Source organism: Pantoea sp. MHSD4 (genome assembly GCF_021043305.1).
GTDB classification, from domain to species: Bacteria; Pseudomonadota; Gammaproteobacteria; order Enterobacterales; family Enterobacteriaceae; genus Pantoea; species Pantoea eucalypti.
Genome location: NZ_JAJNDH010000001.1, coordinates 52,451 through 67,629 on the forward strand (window position 1 = coordinate 52,451; position 15,179 = coordinate 67,629).

The window sequence follows — 15,179 nt, forward strand, 5'->3', positions numbered from 1 at the left end:
GTTCATAGGTATACAAACTACTAATGTGGTTGAAGCTTTTTCCACGGGGATCTGCTCCTTCGCAGCATTTTTCTCGTTGTTTATATTTGAAGGCTGGCCATTAAAGATTGTTGGTTTTTTTGGTTTTTTCATACTTGCCTGGTTTATCGCTTATCTAATGGATAAGCTAAAAGGTGAAGCATGATTATTATGTCACATAATCTGTAAGTTATGATATTAAACGCCAAAGCCATGATACTAATCATGGCCTTTTTTATTGCGTACTTTCTCTTATCAAATACAGCATTTCTCAAGGATGTGCTCTATGGAGTAATTACTGGTTATTCTTTAACCACTATGTGATCTGGCTGTGTGGTGAATACAGGAACGTAACCCTTTAATTTATTTGGCTGGCGAAGTCTGAATGGATTTTTTATCTTTTTGAATTTAAATGAAAATTATTGATTATAAAATTGTTGGTACACCTAAATGTATAACAATTGCTTTTGCTAAATGGTTTTTGATGCAGAGGAGGGCGATGGCTTTGTATCTATCGTCAGATACGCTTTCAGACCTGAAAAGCGTTTTACGCCACGAGGATCGGAAAAAAAAGGGACTCGGAGCTTTGGCGAGTCGTTCACTTTAATTGTCCAGACAGACCCGCCAACGAAATTGAACTCAATGGTTTCGTGATTGACAGACAGCGCCTCGAAAGAGCCTGACGAATACTCATTGCCAACCTGCAAACTTTCAACAATACCCTGACTCAGGCTGATGAGAGTAACAGTAAGAAACTCCTCAAAGATCACATCATCCGTTGTGAAAAGAATATACCTGTCATTGTCGACTTTAACGGAGGCTTCGAGTACCTGTCCTTTTATAGTGATACCCGTCGGTTTGTTATCGATCAATGCTTCAGAAACGGCCTGCTGAAAATCAGTCGCTTTACTTTTCTCAACAAGCTTTACCGAGAGAGTTTGTTGCATGACTATCTCCATGCTGGAAAAGTTAAATAATATGAAGTTGGATCAAAATTGCAATAAGTCCAGTCAGCAAACAGCATGAAAAACCAAATGCAAAAGTATAATAAAGTGGTTTGAGAGTATTTATCTTTTTTTGATTTTGACTTTCATATGCAAAGCTATAAGCATTGTCGCTCCTGTTTAACAAGAAGATCTGTTTGTTTTTTTTTAAACGCATGAAAAAATAGGCCATTAGAGGTGAACCTATATATCCCATATTACAGTGCAACAAGTAAGGGGGGGGAAGTGTATGCTTTTGTTGGAAGTCTGAGATCAATTCCTTGTAGCGAGACCTGTTAATCAGATACAAAATAACACTTACTACTAAGCAAACTAAAGGAAGCATAATCAAGACCATCAGGACCGATTTCATTTCTCAAATTCCCATGTATTCATAGATAGTATCCATTACAGAATCACTCGCTTTAGCACCTACATATCATAGCCCGCAGCTATTGAGCCAACAGAAGCGCAGACTACCGCGCCGGTTCCTGCTGTGGCGATCCCTATTGCTGCGCATACACCTACACCTGCGAAAGAACCGGCTGCGCCAGCTCCCACACCCGTTAAGGTCGAAGCACCAAACTTACCATACTCTTTGAATGCGGTTCTTTTACATTCGCTCTCACGTCCTTTCACACTGGCATTGAGTACGTCATTCGTGGTCCAGCAAAGGCAAACCCCATTCCTATGTAACCACCTGATTTCAAGAACTTTGCCGCTTTTGCTGCATTGCCTGCATAACTTGAATAACCTGGTATCCCTGCCAGCCCCACTGTAGACCATTCATGTACCAGGGAGCGACTGGGTAGATTTTGATCTACTCCCAGTATCAGATACAACCTTCAGTTAGGAATATAGAATTATCGTGATTGCCTTTTGTTTGCTTTCTCAAATCTAATATCAACTATCATTATATTTTTTTCGGATTTTAACGTTTTTATTATTGAGGGTTAGGTTGGATTGTTAATTTAAATGATTATTTTAATTCTGTCATTTTTAATGAATTTTTTAAAAGCTAAATGATAAGTGGATATCTTTTCTTCGATCAGGTCAAACAAAGATGATAAGCAAAACTAATGGATAATGCAGTATTCAAGAGTTATTCTGCAGGCAGCTTAACATATAACTGAGGATAGAGAATGGAAGTTATCCCTGGCGATATACAGTCAAGGCTACATCTAGTCATTTCTAAAGCGGCAGTGCTCTTACCCTCTGACGTAGGTCAACAGCTTCTTGCTATGGTCACCCCATCAGCATTAGCAACTATGGCGGGGGTCATCGTGGTTTGGGCTGGTGCGCACTTTTTTGGGATTGGTGAAATCGCTGATTTAGTGCTTCTCATTGTAGGCTGGGTAGCAGTAGGGGGCGTAGCGCTTGAAGCGGCTAAGAAGTTGTTTGATTTTGCCACGAAGACTAACGCAGCTCGTAGCGAAGGAGATCTTGACGTTGCTGCTAAGGATTTAGCAGACGCGATCACTCTGATAGGGGTTAATACTGTCCTCGCACTTCTTTTGAAGAAGAAGCCTGGTGATACATTTAAGACTCCTTTCAGGGGAGTAAAAATGCCCAGATACAGCAGCGATATTGGAAGGAAAATGAACCTCCCTCGCAATGGAGGCTGGCGTTATACTCCTAAGATAAAAATCACAAAGCATAGTGACGTCGTTCAGGGACGCACAAAACCCTGGGGGACGTAGAAGTAGGACGCAACTACTATACTGGCGCAATGTCGAAAGATGACGCATATTTGCAGATGCTTTCAACTCTTTATCATGAACAGGTATACATGGCAATTGCGCCTAAGTTCTATTTATTTAGAGAACTTAGGGTTTTCATGAGACAAAGCGCATATAATAAATCATATATATTACGATACCTGGAAAAGTCACTTGCTGAAACTATTGGCTTATTAAGGGCAAGAGGGATGAGTAGGGAGTATATCATTGAAGGCTTCAAATTCCCTCTTGGAAATACTTACGAAATTACCTATACATTATTGCGGCATGAAACTGCAGGTATTCTTTTGGGTCCAGTAGTGGTTGGAGGGTTGATGTATAATGTTTGGTATGGAGTTCAGCAATGATATCGCAAAACAAAGCTGTTGAAATTGCCAAAGAATATGCAAGGGAAACAGGTTATGGTTGGGACGAACGTTTTCATGAGGCTGTGAGATCGTCTTTTGATGGCAAATCTGTTTGGGTTATTTCAACCTCAGATTTAAAATTTTCTGAAGATCTTCCATGGATGATGGAAAGTATGCCTAATCCAGTTAAATATTATATAGATGTCTCTAGTGGTGAATGTATTGCAGTAGGGGGAAGAGGCAGTGCGACTCTTCGATTAAATAAATAAATAAATAAATCAAAATGTTCATTATCGACTTTATAAAATATGAGAGTGTTTTCGCGAAAATTTAAATGCTTTGTATGCGGGCTTCAACGGGATAAAAATATACAGAATTGTGAAGCCTGCTAACAGTGTTATCGAATAAGATACAAGGTTTTCTTGTGTACCGCTGCGAATGGTATAAATGAGTCCTGCGAGAAGGATCGCTATTAATATCATTGCAGCTATGAATCTTTTCTTTAACTGTGAAAGGAGCCAGGGATAAGGATAACCGTTTTTGTCAGCATGCTGGCGTATCACAGAGACTTCTTTTGGTGTAAACCCCTCTTTTAAAAGCATTTCTTCGATTTTCTTTTTATTCATAATGAATGTTATTTATTTGTCTTACGATAGTCAGATTGTAACTCATTACCCAAGCTCTATACAAACCGGACCGGTATTGGTAAGGCTTCTGGTTTTTTAATTTTTAGCAATAGTTCTTTAATGCTAACATTTCCGCATTAAATATGTGCTTTTAAAATTACATGTAGCCAAAAAGCCTGGTAATTCTGAAGGGGGTAATGCTTGCATATTTTTCTTTTTAGATTTTCGAAGGCGCTCTGCAAAGATATCAACGGGATTGAACTCAATCAGTTCCTTGGTAGCTGCCCAACGAAAAATTTCATTTAGTCGTGAAATGATTCGCCTTAGGGTTTCAAGAACCCCGCGCTGTTCGATTGGATCAAGCTGATGCTTCAAGAGTTTGGGCCGAATCTCTTTAATCGGAACATTATTCAATCCAGGGAAGACGTTACGTTCAAGGCTACGCCAGATATCAGCTACATGATCTTCTGAAATCACTGACGTTCTTTTCTTCTCTTCCAGCCACTTTCTTGCCACCACCTACAAGGTGTGTTCAGTGGACGCTTTTAATGCATTCGCTTTGTCGGTCTTATGCGTTTGCGGATCAATCTGCTGTGCGAGTAGGGCAAGGTACTGATCTCTGAGAGAGCTATCTTGCGCGAATGTGAGGGTAAGTACCCGAACTCATTTTCGTTAGTTTCTTAGTTACGGGAACCGCATATCTGAAGTACCAGTTTTTCTTGCCACCTTTCACGGTTGGCGATATACGCAAAAACAAGCCGTAACCATTGAGGAGGTTCACTTCCTTATCGGCAGGCTTAGTGTTTTTGATTTGAGTATCATTGAGTTTAGTGACGACTTTCGGCATGTTCGGACCCTCAGATTTTGGACCCATGGGGCTGGGTCCATAACAGGCTGTCATTTGGCGTGGATTCTAGCCACTCTCAGTGGACTGCTATGGACACAAAAAAGCCCGCAAAGTTTTCACCTTGCGGGCTCTTAGGACTTCGATGATGGTTCTGGTAACCATCAACCAAGAATTTTGGTGGGCTGGCGGAATCTGGATAAGTATCGCAAGTTTATGAAAATAATTGTTTTTAGCCAATTCAACTTTGGTGCGTGTACCTAAACGTGTACCAATTATTGGATCTCACACCCCGCAACGGCATGACAAGGATAACGAATGCCCGGCGCTAAATCTAAAATAAAAATGATTTTGGGAAAAAGTGTTCACACTGTTCACTTTTGGTTTTTATGTATTAAATTCATGGCGTTAAATGGTGAATGGTTTATGGTGTGATATACACTAGTGTGCAATTTTGGTGAGCGCCTTAGCCAAGATGACAAAAAGCTACCTAAGCCACTATGCGTAATGAGAATTTATTAGGCGCTACTATTGTCAATGGTCCGCTTTGTGCCAGATGCGGACGTTGCTGGATCAAGATAAACTACTATTTACAGTCCGTATATCTCACGTCAGAAAAACATCACTTATAAATCAAAATTTCAGTATAGGAAAATCTCTTTAGATAGTATTATTACATAAATTTATCATTTTTTTCTGAAAAATTAATTGCATCTTCAATTAATTTCAACCAAAACTTAATTATTCGCTGATACAAAGATCGAGGAGCAGAAATGAACTTCAATAGATTAATCCTAAATGATTGGCAGCAATTTTCCAATATTGAAATTAACTTTCACCCACGAATGACAATATTAACAGGCTCTAATGGGAGTGGTAAAACTACCATTCTATCTCTTTTAGCCAGACATCAAGGTTGGCAAAATTTCTCATTAGCAACCCCAAAAACTGATCTAATTAGTAAAGCGCTGAAGTATTTTTCTTTGACACGATTTAATAACAAAAACACTAATTCGGATAGAGAGATTGGATCGATAGAATATAGCAATCAAGTACTAGCGAAGATATTAGCACCTGAAGCGTCTTCAGCGCAGTATCATCTTTCAATCAATAATCAACAAAGTGTTCGGTTTTTCTATATTCCTTCCCACAGACAAATATTCTCATACAGGCGTGTGAGTGAGATTAACACTGCTCGTAAAGAACGACGTACTGCCTTTGATGAAGTGCAAAATAATCATATTCAGAGGCACGCAGGTCACAGTAATGAACCCAGTAGTTATCTTATGAAAAGAACTCTTTTAGGTTGGGTCATTAACGGCTATGGAATAAGAAGTGGTGACAAAGTTATAATGCCAGCTGACCCGCAACAAATTAAAAACTTCGAAGGTTTTTGCGAAATACTACGACTTATTTTGCCTGAATCAATTGGGTTTGAAAATATTGAGGTTAGAGATTACGAGATTGTCTTTTCATGTAATGATGGTGAAGATGAATTCCTACTTGAAACGGCATCAGGAGGAATATCTGCGCTTATTGATATAGCTTGGCAAATTTTCATGTATGACACAGATGCTAAAGAACCATTTTCAGTGGTCATAGATGAAGTAGAAAATCATTTACATCCTAGTATGCAACGTACTCTTTTGCCTAATTTACTTGCGGCCTTCCCTCACGTAAAATTCATAGTAAGTACTCATAGCCCTCTTATAGTAACTTCAGTCGAAGATGCTTATGTTTACGCTTTACGATACAGCTCATTAAAAAAAGTTAATTCGTTCTTGTTGGACTTTAGATTTGAGGTAAAAAATGCTGTTGATATTTTAGATGAAGTTTTAGGTGTCTCAACCACCATACCTGCTTGGGCTGTGGGAAAACTTACTTCAATTCTTAAGAAGCATTCAGATAAGGATCCGACCTCAGAGTCGTTAGCAGAATTGCGTGCGGAGCTTGTTCAGGCTGGATTAGGAAAGTTATTACCTAAAGCAATTGAAGCTATTGCTGAGGCGCGTAAATGAGACGTTTATTCAGACCCGCTTGTCCTAATCCATTAGCAATCAGGACTAATTACAAACATCCTGACAACAAATTAGCATTACAAAACTGCTCTCATGGAAAATGCATGTATTGCGAAAGTAAAGTCTCACATGTTTATTTTGGTGATGTTGAGCATATTCGACCAAAAGCTCAAGGAAAATACCCAGAACTTGAATTTGAATGGACAAATCATGGTTATTGCTGTGCGCGTTGTAATAATGAGAAAAATGATCAATTTGATAGTAACTGCCCGCTTGTTGATCCTTACTCAGAAGATCCGGATGCTCATATATTAGCATTCGGTTCACTATTAAGGCATAAGGCGGGAAGTGAACGGGGAGCTCTCACAATCACTACTGTAGGACTTAATAGGCCTGATTTAGTTGAGCAGAGGTCTATCCGCATAAATGATCTCCAGAATGCCATTGATGCATGTTTCAGAACATCGAATAATAACGTTAGAGACACATTACTTTCAGCATTAGTTCTTGAGAGAGAGAATGACAAGGAGTTTTCAATGGTAGCAGATGCCTTATTGGTAGCAAATGGTCTGTAGGTATATCAATAACAATATCCATATTAATTAAAAAAGACTTTTTTAAAGTGCCCGCTCGAAGCGGGCCTCCTTAATAATAGCTCAATGTTTTATGTCTACTTTTCGCCAATAGCGGACCTTAAATTTACGTCAGTCTGCTTTGTGCCAAAAGCGGAAATTACTGACATCATTAAGTATTAACCAACTGGGAGCAGGTCATTCGCACTCTAATTTGCAGTTGCTTCATTCAGTGATTATGGCCTAATGATTTTATAGGCCAATGATTTTGAAACGATAGATATTTAGTTATCAAGTATAAAGCTGAATCGCTTAATAACCATTAAAAAGGTTATCACTGTGGTAAAAAAAGCCGCGTAAGCTATAAAGCTGAGCACGAAGGCGGGAACTGAGAAATATAGCAACTCAAGGGTTTCTTTTTTTTCAGGAAAAAAAGAAATGATTACAGATGCAATTACTAATATCACTGATGTTAAAATTGCGTATGCTACATTGTGGCATAATTGAGTATATACCGTCTTATTAGTTTCCAGCGTGGGTAGGTTAGTTGTTGGCTTTTTGTTTTCTATAATGTCCGATATTTTGAAAATAGTTTTTTGCTTTTGGTCATATATCATAATGACAGCACTCATGAGCAAGGCTGTAGTTATAGCCCCAAAATTGACAAAAACTGCTGAAATGGATGGCTTCATTGTCCCATAAAGAATACAAACGACAACGGATATTATTCCAGGTAGGAGGAAATGAATAAATATATCCTGCCATAATGTCACTCCTCTTTGATCTGTCATAGTTCTGTAATGTTTCAGGAGTACCTGATATATGTTTATTTTATTCATATCTTAACCCCTTTGTTTCCGTTATGTATCTCTAAGAGTATATCATTAGCCAATGAGCGCACCGCATCGTGAAGTGCTTTTAACTCAGGAATTCCAGTAGAAGCATTAATCTTAAGTGTATTATCATCTAGTTCAACAGAAATCCCTTTTTTAATTATTGTGTCATATTTGAAAACAACCGTTCGGCTACCTAATTGTAAAGTAACCTTTATTTCTTCACATTTATCTTCAATAATCTCAATTACATTGGATGTTTTTGTGCTTTGTAGATCTCTGAAGCTACCCATAAATCCTTGGTTATATTTTATGACCAGATCAGTTTTAATATTGGTTTTATTCGTACCAAAGGAGTCAGCTATATCTGTTGGGGCTTCATACCCAAGAGCTCTGATTTGTTTTACTTCTGAATCAAGAATATATTGAGGGATTTTCTTATGGCAAAGAGGGTTTATTCTCGCTTCAAGTTGATATTTTTTCTTGAAGTACTCAGCTAAGGCATCTGATATTGTTCCTTTAGCGCTAACGTTATCTGAGGAATGGAAGGCTATAATGCCTTCCTCTAAAGCATCAGGTAAATAAATAAGTATATAGCGTTCTCTTAAAGTGACGTCATCAACCTTGGTCGTATACTGAGTAGTTTTTAGTTTAATGTCCTTTATTTCACTACTCTCACCATACTTACCAACTTTTATATAGCCATGAACTAAACCTTTAGCATTATTGAATGTTAGTTTTTTATGCCCTTCCAAAGATATTTTCGTCTTAGATAATCCGTATTCTACTGGGCTGAATTGATGTAATTTTAAATATTCTTCAAGTATTTCATAAGCTGTTTTTTTATTGCTTAGACCCAGTGCTCCAAGTTTCTTACTTTGCCTGCTACCTTTATGGGTGAGGATTCTGAAAGAATAGAAGTTAACGCTATGCATAAAAGCAACCTTTTCATGAAAGTATTGGAAGTTATTGGAGTCTTCAAGAGCAAAAGGAAATGCTACCGCCTAAGTGCTATCACCCAAATGATACGTGTTATCAGACAAAAGTTTAAAGAAGATTACACTATAATATTTTGCCGTAAAGCTAAAGAGTGGGAAAGCATCAGAGCCTGTTAAAAGATAGTTAAAATAATTATGTGTGTATATAGTAACTTAGCGCCATAGAGTCGTAGTCTAATGGATCGATAAATTTGGCCTTTTAACAGATATGTTAATTTCCGCTTGTCGCTCTTAGCGGACCTTGGCTGACATTAATAATTGCAGCAAATATAAAAAAACCGGCCTAAGCCGGTTTGCGTGTAATGATGTTATCAGACACTACATGTGGGCAACCAATCCGCTTCGCTGTTTTCATGTAGAGTGAGATTAGTTTGTATACCGTTATTCGTTCTGCGCTTGAGTAGTACCCGCTCATACTCTTTCAGCGTCTGCGGCACAGCCTGACCAAAAGCCGTCAGACTGAGCGGGTGCTGATGCCCCCGCGATTCCATAAACGACAGATACGCATGATAGAGATAGCGCTTCGGGTTTATCGGGCGAATATTGGCGTTACCGATAAACAGCCCGTTCGGAGTGCTCAGTGGCATCAGGTAGCCACAAAAATCAACCAGCGGGTCAGCCTGTCGTTTAATCTCCAGTGCTTCGCCGGAAGTCTGCTGCTCCTGTAGTAACTCTCGCGCATCGTCGGGTCTGCTGAAACGCTGCATCAGATGACGGACAATCACGGCCAGCTCGGTGCTGATTTTATCAAGCAGCTGCGGATCACGCTCTTTTGCCGGTATCACTTCCGGGAACGTCAGAATTACCCGGCGGCGCGATACGCCGCCGCTGCGATCGCTGAAGCGCATCGGATTGTTGTTCACCGCCAGAATCACCGCCGGGATGTGCGTTGAATAGGCGTCACGGTATTTCGGATCGATTGCTACCGCATCGCCGCCGGTAATAGCCTTAATGCCCGCGCCATCGCCGCTCCATTTTTCCTGATCGGGCAGGATAATCAGTGAAAATCCCACTACGCTGGCGCGCTCGCGGGAGGATTCCAGCGTGTCGATAGTGGCTGACGTAGTGTTGTCTTTACCGGCCAGCAGAGTGGCTATTGAGGCCATGACGCTTTTACCGCTGCCGCCGGGGCCGGTGACCTCAAGAAACATCTGCCAGTCATAGCGGTTTGCCAGCACCATAAATAACGCCGCGAGGATGCGCTCCTGCTTGTCGTGATTATGCCCGGCGGCCCGCGTTAACCAGCGCCAGAAGGCCGGGGCGTGGTCTGCGAGGTTTTCACCGGGACGCGGCGCGGTGTAGTCCACGCTGTTGACGGTGCGCAGCCAGTGCTCTCGGCGGTGCGTGCTGAAGGTGCCTGTTGTGGTGTCATACACGCCGTTACGGAAACCAATCAGGCGGCGGGACGGTTCACCCATCTGCGGCACCATCAGCTTGAGCGTGTCCAGCACGCTGCCGATACCGGCGGCCGAGAACGGTGCGCGCACCTTCTGAAACAGCGCGGCGATTTCCCGGCGCAGCGTCTTCGCCTCCATCACCTGCCATGCGCCGTTCTCATAGCGGCAGATTTCCTCCCCGACCGGCGGCACGGCCAGAGCATCTCCGTAATGGGCGACCAGCAACTCGGCTTTCTGGCTGGCGCTCATGGCCTTCAGGTCAGCCTCGCTGACGGATTCAAACGGGCTGAGTGGCTGCGGCTGCGTGAAGGCAGTGAGCTGCGCCTGCGTAGTGATATCACCCTGCATCTGCCACACGTCGTTCCAGTCACCCGCAACTGGCGGCAGGGCGGCTTTACCGCCACAGGCTTTCGCCGCTTCCTCTGCCTTTAACTGGCCGGTTCCGTTGTCGTCACGGTCGGCGGCAATCAGCATCAGCGCACCGGGGTATGACTTACGTAGCCGCTTTGCCAGCGCGGGCAGGTTGTTGGCGCTCAGCGCCACGTAAACCGCCTGCCCGGTCAGCCGGTGCACGGTCAGGCCGGTGGCGTAGCCCTCAGTGAGCCACAGCGTTTTGTCGCCCGGCTCGCCTGCCAGCCAGTACGTGCCTTTCACCTGCCCGCCGGGAAGGGTGCGCTTATCGCCTGTGGCGCTGATGAGCTGCACGTTAACTGCCGTGCCGTCTTCGCCGGTCAACGGAATGAGCACATCCCCGGCGGCAAAGCTGATGCCACCACAGCGCAGCGCATCAGCAAGCGTGAGCGCCTGCGTACCGTGCAGCCCTTTCGATGAAAGGTAGGCGTTATCCGTGCGGCTGATGGCGGCGGCGATAAGTGCCTGCGCCCGTGCGGCGGTGTCTGCCTGCGCGCGGCTTTTGTCTGCGGCTTCATCATGCATAAACGGGGCTGACTCCGGCAGCGTGCCGAGCATTCCGGCCACCTTCATGGCGGCCTCTTTAGCGCTGATACTGAGCGCCTTTTCTACCAGGTTAAGGCCGTCACCGGCCCCGCACTGGTTACACAGCCAGGTTCCGCGCCCGTCCTGATTGTCGAAGCGGAAGCGGTCTTTACCGCCGCACGCCGGGCAGGCACCGTGCCGCCCCCCGGCGTGCACGCTGATGCCGAGGGCGGGCAGAAGCTGCGGCCAGAATCCGGTAGCCGCCTTTACGGTGTCAGAGACGATATGTTTCATTTGTGCGTTCTCCCTCAGTGCAGCGTGATGCAGCTGGCGGCCGCAAGCTGGCTGCAGAACAGCTCATCCATCATGTTGACACCGAGCTGTGTCAGCCGCGGCGGCGCGGTCAGCAGGTCCGGCTCAACCATATCGCCCAGCATCGTGCAGGCCATCTCCATGCCCGCATCAGGGCCGTGACGGCGCACATAAAAGTTTTCCAGTTCAAGGGCGATGGTCATCTGAAGCTCATCGAGCGTGGCTGACACGGTGATGCCGAGGTTTTTGCAGGTATTCAGGTAGCCCTGCGCCAGCGCGCGGCGGTAAACGGCGGTGCGTACTTCAACGGGCAGGCAGGAGTGATTAACGGTCATCATGGCGGGCCTCCGTGGCTAACATGCGGGATTCACAGGTTTCAACAACTTTACCGAGCTGGTCGGTGAGCAGGGCGACGACCGAGGCAAGCGCCGCGCCGTCCGGCACGCAGCTGCGCGCGTTCAGGCAGTTCACCGAGTCGAACATATCGAGTACAGTCACGCCGACCGTGTGCGCGTGCAGCAGGCGCAGATAGTCAGCATGGGGAATAGGGTAGGTGTCATGGTTATTCAGGTGTTGAGAAAGGGTATTCATGCCGCCACCGCCTTAGCCGGCAGACGACCGGCAAAGGACAGGACGTAATCACGGGCGAGGGTGGCGCGGGCGCTGCGCTCATCGCCTGCGACAGTACGCAACATGCAGGGACGGGCGGCGGCATCAGTGCGGCGCACGGCGGCAAAAATAAAGGTGAATTCGGGGTGAGCGGCAGTAAGGGCCGTTGTCATGTCGACAATCTCCATTGAGTAGCGGTTGCTGCTACCACCGGAGTTCCTACGCTCATGGGTGGCAGCCCGGACGGGGGTAGGAATACCGGCCTCAATGGATACCGGCCAGCCCGAAGGCTGCCCCGCCCGGGCCACCATTACGCAGACGGCGCAACGGTTAAAGAACCGTTGCCCGGATAATGAGTGCACCGAGGCATAGACACAAAAAAAGACGCATGGCGCGTCTGGTGTCGCCATTGAGTAACTCGGGTTCCTACGCCCGGCTGCCGATTTTGCGGCAGCACGAAAACTGTATACCGGCCGCTTGCCAGAGAAAAGCCTTATTTCACTCATCGGGGCGTTTTCCTCAACAACCGGTCAGGACGTGGTCGGATTGCGGCGGATTTGATCGGAATTCCCCGTTCTCTTTCTTCGCCTGCTGCCTGGCAGGCTTAGCTTTTTTACTTAGCACGTAAATATGGCCGTGCGTTCCACTGGTAAAAGCCAGTGCCGTGACGGGTTTGCCGCTGACCGCTGTCGTCAGACTTTCCGCGACAAAGGCAGCTTCTTTGCGGGTGAGCGGAAAGGTTGTTGTGCCGAAATTCAGTGTAATCATGCTGTACCTCCGGCGCGCTGTGCGATGCGGGCCTGCATCCAGCCGTCAATCTCTGACGCCAGCCAGGCGACGTTTTTACCGCCGAGGGAAATCTGCGACGGGAACTGCTCCCGGCTGATTAAGTCGTAAATGGTTGAGCGTGACAGACCGCAGGTGCTGATGACTTCCGGCAGGCGCATGAAGCGGTCGCGCGGGAAAACGGCGTCGCGGATTGCGGGAATGGCGGGAGCCGGTACGGATGAAACTGCGTGCATGGTGTTACCTCATTATGAGTCCGGCCGGTGCTGTCCGGTTCCGGTGGTGTCTTCAGGTAACTCCCTATTCTGGTTATATTTCTGGTGAAGTAAACAACCCCCTGATTGCTGAAAAATGAGCAAAAAGCACTTCTCTTACCTCCTGTTTGCCTTTGTTTGCCAACGTTTGCCAGCGTTTGCCTTTTAAGAGCTTTCAGCGATTAAAAAGCTTTTATTAATAGAATTAAAATCTGAAAAAGGCTCGCCAGAAAAAAGCTGTTATCTGAGGCTGTGTGAACACAGGTGAATACTCAGTGAATACTTGGTTTTAAAGTGTTCACTTCCTTAATGACTGTATTTATTATCTTTTTTATCTCAGTGAATACCAGTGAACAGTTATATAAGAAATATTATCAGTTAAGGGCCACCTCCTACCGGGTTATGCCCGTGTTTGTTCATCGACAGGCGGAAAGCAATGAAATGCGTTGTCCTGTGGTACACGACAGAATGGCCTCATCCTTTACAGACGATGAGAGAGAATCATGACCACCCCGGAACAGAAACCTGCATCACTGGAACGCTTCGAGAAAGCCCGCGCTGAACATACCGAAAGGATGAAAGCCTATAACGGCATCTGCGCCGATATCGCCCGCTGTGAAAAAGAACATCAGGCAGCCATAGAGGCAGGGAAAGAAGCCGAGAGCAACTGGCGTACGAGCTTTCGCAACCTGCGAGGCAATCTCACTGACGAGCTGCGCGCCCAACATTCTCAGCGCATCGCCAGCCGTGAACTGGCAGATGAGTTCGGCGGGCTGCTTAAAGAGCTGGCGCTGGATAAGCAGGAGGCGATGCTGAAATGCTGCGGCAGTGGTAAAGAGTATATTGAATCGCACCGGGAGGCTTTTACCGGGTTTGCGGATGTGCACTGGCAGTCAGCCCTGCGTAACATAAGTCCGTCGCTGCTGTGGGCCATTAAGCTGCGTCTCCGTCGTGAAGAGCTTTCCCCGACGTTTGCCGGAGACGACCGGGATAGTATTAAGGACGTGGCATATCTGGTCGGTGAAGCGCTGACGCGGGCGGCGGCTGCTCTGCCAGACAGCATACTAAATGAGGCTCCGCTGCTGGAGAATATTGGTCTGTATCGCCCGCCGCTTACGGGTATTGATATGGAGCTTTACCGCCATCCTATGCGCCGCCAGAAGCTGGCTGAATCAATCCGGGCGCAGCGTGCAAAACTTCAGGAGGGCAGCCAGAAATGATGCACTGTCCCTACTGCAAAAGTGCGGCACATACCAAATCTAGCCGCTATATGTCAGAGCAGGTAAAAGAGCGTTATCACCAGTGCACTAACCTCGACTGCTCCTGTACTTTCAAGACAAATGAGAGCATCACAAAGGTGATCACCGCACCGCCACAGCCGGAAAAAATACCGGTACCATCACCGGAAACAGCAAGAGAACGCCAGACGCTGGGCCGTTATGGCTCTGCATTCCGCCAGATTCATTAATCCCTCACACTGCCGCTGCATAACCAGCGGCTTTTTTATTCCTGTCCTTTGTCTTACTGAAGCCTTTTTTCTGGCGAGCCGCTTTGTAAAGAGCCGTGCATGCATAGCGTGCATGGATCTGCATGCAAAATCATTTAGCGCTTTCCCCCGTTCAGGCCATATAGGGCTCGGCCTGGCCTACACAATACACCTGCATGAAAAGCGGCACATAAAGCGGGTAGGCGTGGCGGGGATAGCATTGCGCGCTCGCCTATTTATTCAATTCCTGGGCGTAATCAGCTTTCTTTTATGTGTACTAGCTCAAACTTGAGCTGACAGTTTTCATTGGCAGCATACAATCAAATCTGACAGTCTGATTAGAGCAATGAGCGTAGTTCGCCGTTGCTCTCGCAGCCAAATAGTCGCATTACTAATATTGCGACGTGTTAATCAACGGAGA

Annotated in this window: 17 protein-coding genes and 2 pseudogenes; 7 read left to right on the forward strand and 12 right to left on the reverse strand. The window is 45.6% G+C overall.

The features are described from left to right. Positions 1 to 488: 488 nt before the first annotated feature. The gene (locus tag LQK91_RS00245) at positions 489 to 965 is read right to left on the reverse strand and encodes a hypothetical protein (RefSeq protein ID WP_105098883.1); all 477 of its coding nucleotides are present in this window, start codon (positions 963 to 965) and stop codon (positions 489 to 491) included. A gap of 412 nt (positions 966 to 1,377) precedes the next feature. Then, positions 1,378 to 1,816: pseudogene (locus LQK91_RS00250) on the reverse strand (hypothetical protein); the annotation flags it as partial. Between the two features lie 327 nt (positions 1,817 to 2,143). Here LQK91_RS00250 and LQK91_RS00255 point away from each other — a divergent pair. Genes LQK91_RS00255 through LQK91_RS00265 form a run of 3 tightly spaced genes read left to right on the forward strand, consistent with a single transcriptional unit; the run spans position 2,144 to position 3,356 of the window. Further along, a complete protein-coding gene (locus LQK91_RS00255; RefSeq protein WP_231001586.1) occupies positions 2,144 to 2,701 on the forward strand; it encodes a hypothetical protein in 558 nt (185 codons plus the stop codon). A gap of 29 nt (positions 2,702 to 2,730) precedes the next feature. Further along, positions 2,731 to 3,087 (forward strand): hypothetical protein, encoded by a 357-nt coding sequence (locus tag LQK91_RS00260; protein ID WP_231001587.1) that lies wholly within the window; start codon positions 2,731 to 2,733, stop codon positions 3,085 to 3,087. Further along, entirely contained in the window at positions 3,084 to 3,356 is a 273-nt protein-coding gene (locus tag LQK91_RS00265) for a hypothetical protein (protein ID WP_140033132.1), read from the forward strand. Before LQK91_RS00260 ends, LQK91_RS00265 begins: the two co-directional genes overlap by 4 nt. A 30-nt stretch (positions 3,357 to 3,386) precedes the next feature. Here LQK91_RS00265 and LQK91_RS00270 read toward each other — a convergent pair whose 3' ends face one another. Both LQK91_RS00270 and LQK91_RS00275 read right to left on the reverse strand, forming a co-directional pair. Further along, positions 3,387 to 3,713 carry a hypothetical protein gene (locus tag LQK91_RS00270; RefSeq protein ID WP_105098885.1) on the reverse strand — a complete coding sequence of 109 codons (327 nt, stop codon included), beginning with the start codon at positions 3,711 to 3,713 and terminating at the stop codon, positions 3,387 to 3,389. A gap of 168 nt (positions 3,714 to 3,881) precedes the next feature. After that, positions 3,882 to 4,560 (reverse strand): annotated as a pseudogene (locus LQK91_RS00275) (phage integrase central domain-containing protein); the annotation flags it as partial. Positions 4,561 to 5,330: 770 nt separating this feature from the next. On the opposite strand from LQK91_RS00275, the gene LQK91_RS00280 reads away from it, so the two are divergent. Together LQK91_RS00280 and LQK91_RS00285 are read left to right on the forward strand one after the other, a co-directional pair. Beyond that, entirely contained in the window at positions 5,331 to 6,575 is a 1,245-nt protein-coding gene (locus tag LQK91_RS00280) for an AAA family ATPase (RefSeq protein WP_105098886.1), read from the forward strand. After that, positions 6,572 to 7,150, forward strand: a complete 579-nt coding sequence (locus LQK91_RS00285) for an HNH endonuclease (RefSeq protein ID WP_105098887.1) — start codon at positions 6,572 to 6,574, stop codon at positions 7,148 to 7,150. Before LQK91_RS00280 ends, LQK91_RS00285 begins: the two co-directional genes overlap by 4 nt. A gap of 281 nt (positions 7,151 to 7,431) precedes the next feature. Here LQK91_RS00285 and LQK91_RS00290 read toward each other — a convergent pair whose 3' ends face one another. The 8 genes from LQK91_RS00290 to LQK91_RS00325 form a co-directional block, all read right to left on the reverse strand. Beyond that, positions 7,432 to 7,986: a hypothetical protein gene (locus tag LQK91_RS00290; protein ID WP_105098888.1), complete on the reverse strand. Its 555-nt coding sequence runs from the start codon at positions 7,984 to 7,986 to the stop codon at positions 7,432 to 7,434. Beyond that, positions 7,983 to 8,915, reverse strand: coding sequence for a hypothetical protein (locus LQK91_RS00295; protein WP_105098889.1), 933 nt, complete (start codon positions 8,913 to 8,915; stop codon positions 7,983 to 7,985). The genes LQK91_RS00290 and LQK91_RS00295 overlap by 4 nt, the downstream gene beginning before the upstream one ends. A gap of 374 nt (positions 8,916 to 9,289) precedes the next feature. Then, positions 9,290 to 11,605, reverse strand: coding sequence for a primase-helicase zinc-binding domain-containing protein (locus LQK91_RS00300; RefSeq protein WP_105098891.1), 2,316 nt, complete (start codon positions 11,603 to 11,605; stop codon positions 9,290 to 9,292). Positions 11,606 to 11,619: 14 nt separating this feature from the next. Further along, complete coding sequence (locus tag LQK91_RS00305; RefSeq protein ID WP_105098892.1) at positions 11,620 to 11,961, reverse strand: DUF5375 family protein; 342 nt, start codon at positions 11,959 to 11,961, stop codon at positions 11,620 to 11,622. Then, positions 11,948 to 12,214, reverse strand: coding sequence for a hypothetical protein (locus LQK91_RS00310; protein WP_105098893.1), 267 nt, complete (start codon positions 12,212 to 12,214; stop codon positions 11,948 to 11,950). The genes LQK91_RS00305 and LQK91_RS00310 overlap by 14 nt, the downstream gene beginning before the upstream one ends. Then, entirely contained in the window at positions 12,211 to 12,738 is a 528-nt protein-coding gene (locus tag LQK91_RS00315; RefSeq protein ID WP_105098894.1) for a host cell division inhibitor Icd-like protein, read from the reverse strand. The genes LQK91_RS00310 and LQK91_RS00315 overlap by 4 nt, the downstream gene beginning before the upstream one ends. A 13-nt stretch (positions 12,739 to 12,751) precedes the next feature. After that, positions 12,752 to 13,000, reverse strand: a complete 249-nt coding sequence (locus LQK91_RS00320; RefSeq protein WP_105098895.1) for a hypothetical protein — start codon at positions 12,998 to 13,000, stop codon at positions 12,752 to 12,754. Continuing rightward, positions 12,997 to 13,254 (reverse strand): helix-turn-helix transcriptional regulator, encoded by a 258-nt coding sequence (locus LQK91_RS00325; protein WP_064703300.1) that lies wholly within the window; start codon positions 13,252 to 13,254, stop codon positions 12,997 to 12,999. The genes LQK91_RS00320 and LQK91_RS00325 overlap by 4 nt, the downstream gene beginning before the upstream one ends. Before the next feature lie 521 nt (positions 13,255 to 13,775). On the opposite strand from LQK91_RS00325, the gene LQK91_RS00330 reads away from it, so the two are divergent. Both LQK91_RS00330 and LQK91_RS00335 read left to right on the forward strand, forming a co-directional pair. After that, a complete protein-coding gene (locus tag LQK91_RS00330; protein ID WP_105098896.1) occupies positions 13,776 to 14,492 on the forward strand; it encodes a hypothetical protein in 717 nt (238 codons plus the stop codon). After that, entirely contained in the window at positions 14,489 to 14,740 is a 252-nt protein-coding gene (locus LQK91_RS00335; protein ID WP_105098897.1) for an ogr/Delta-like zinc finger family protein, read from the forward strand. Before LQK91_RS00330 ends, LQK91_RS00335 begins: the two co-directional genes overlap by 4 nt. The last annotated feature ends 439 nt before the right edge of the window (positions 14,741 to 15,179 follow it).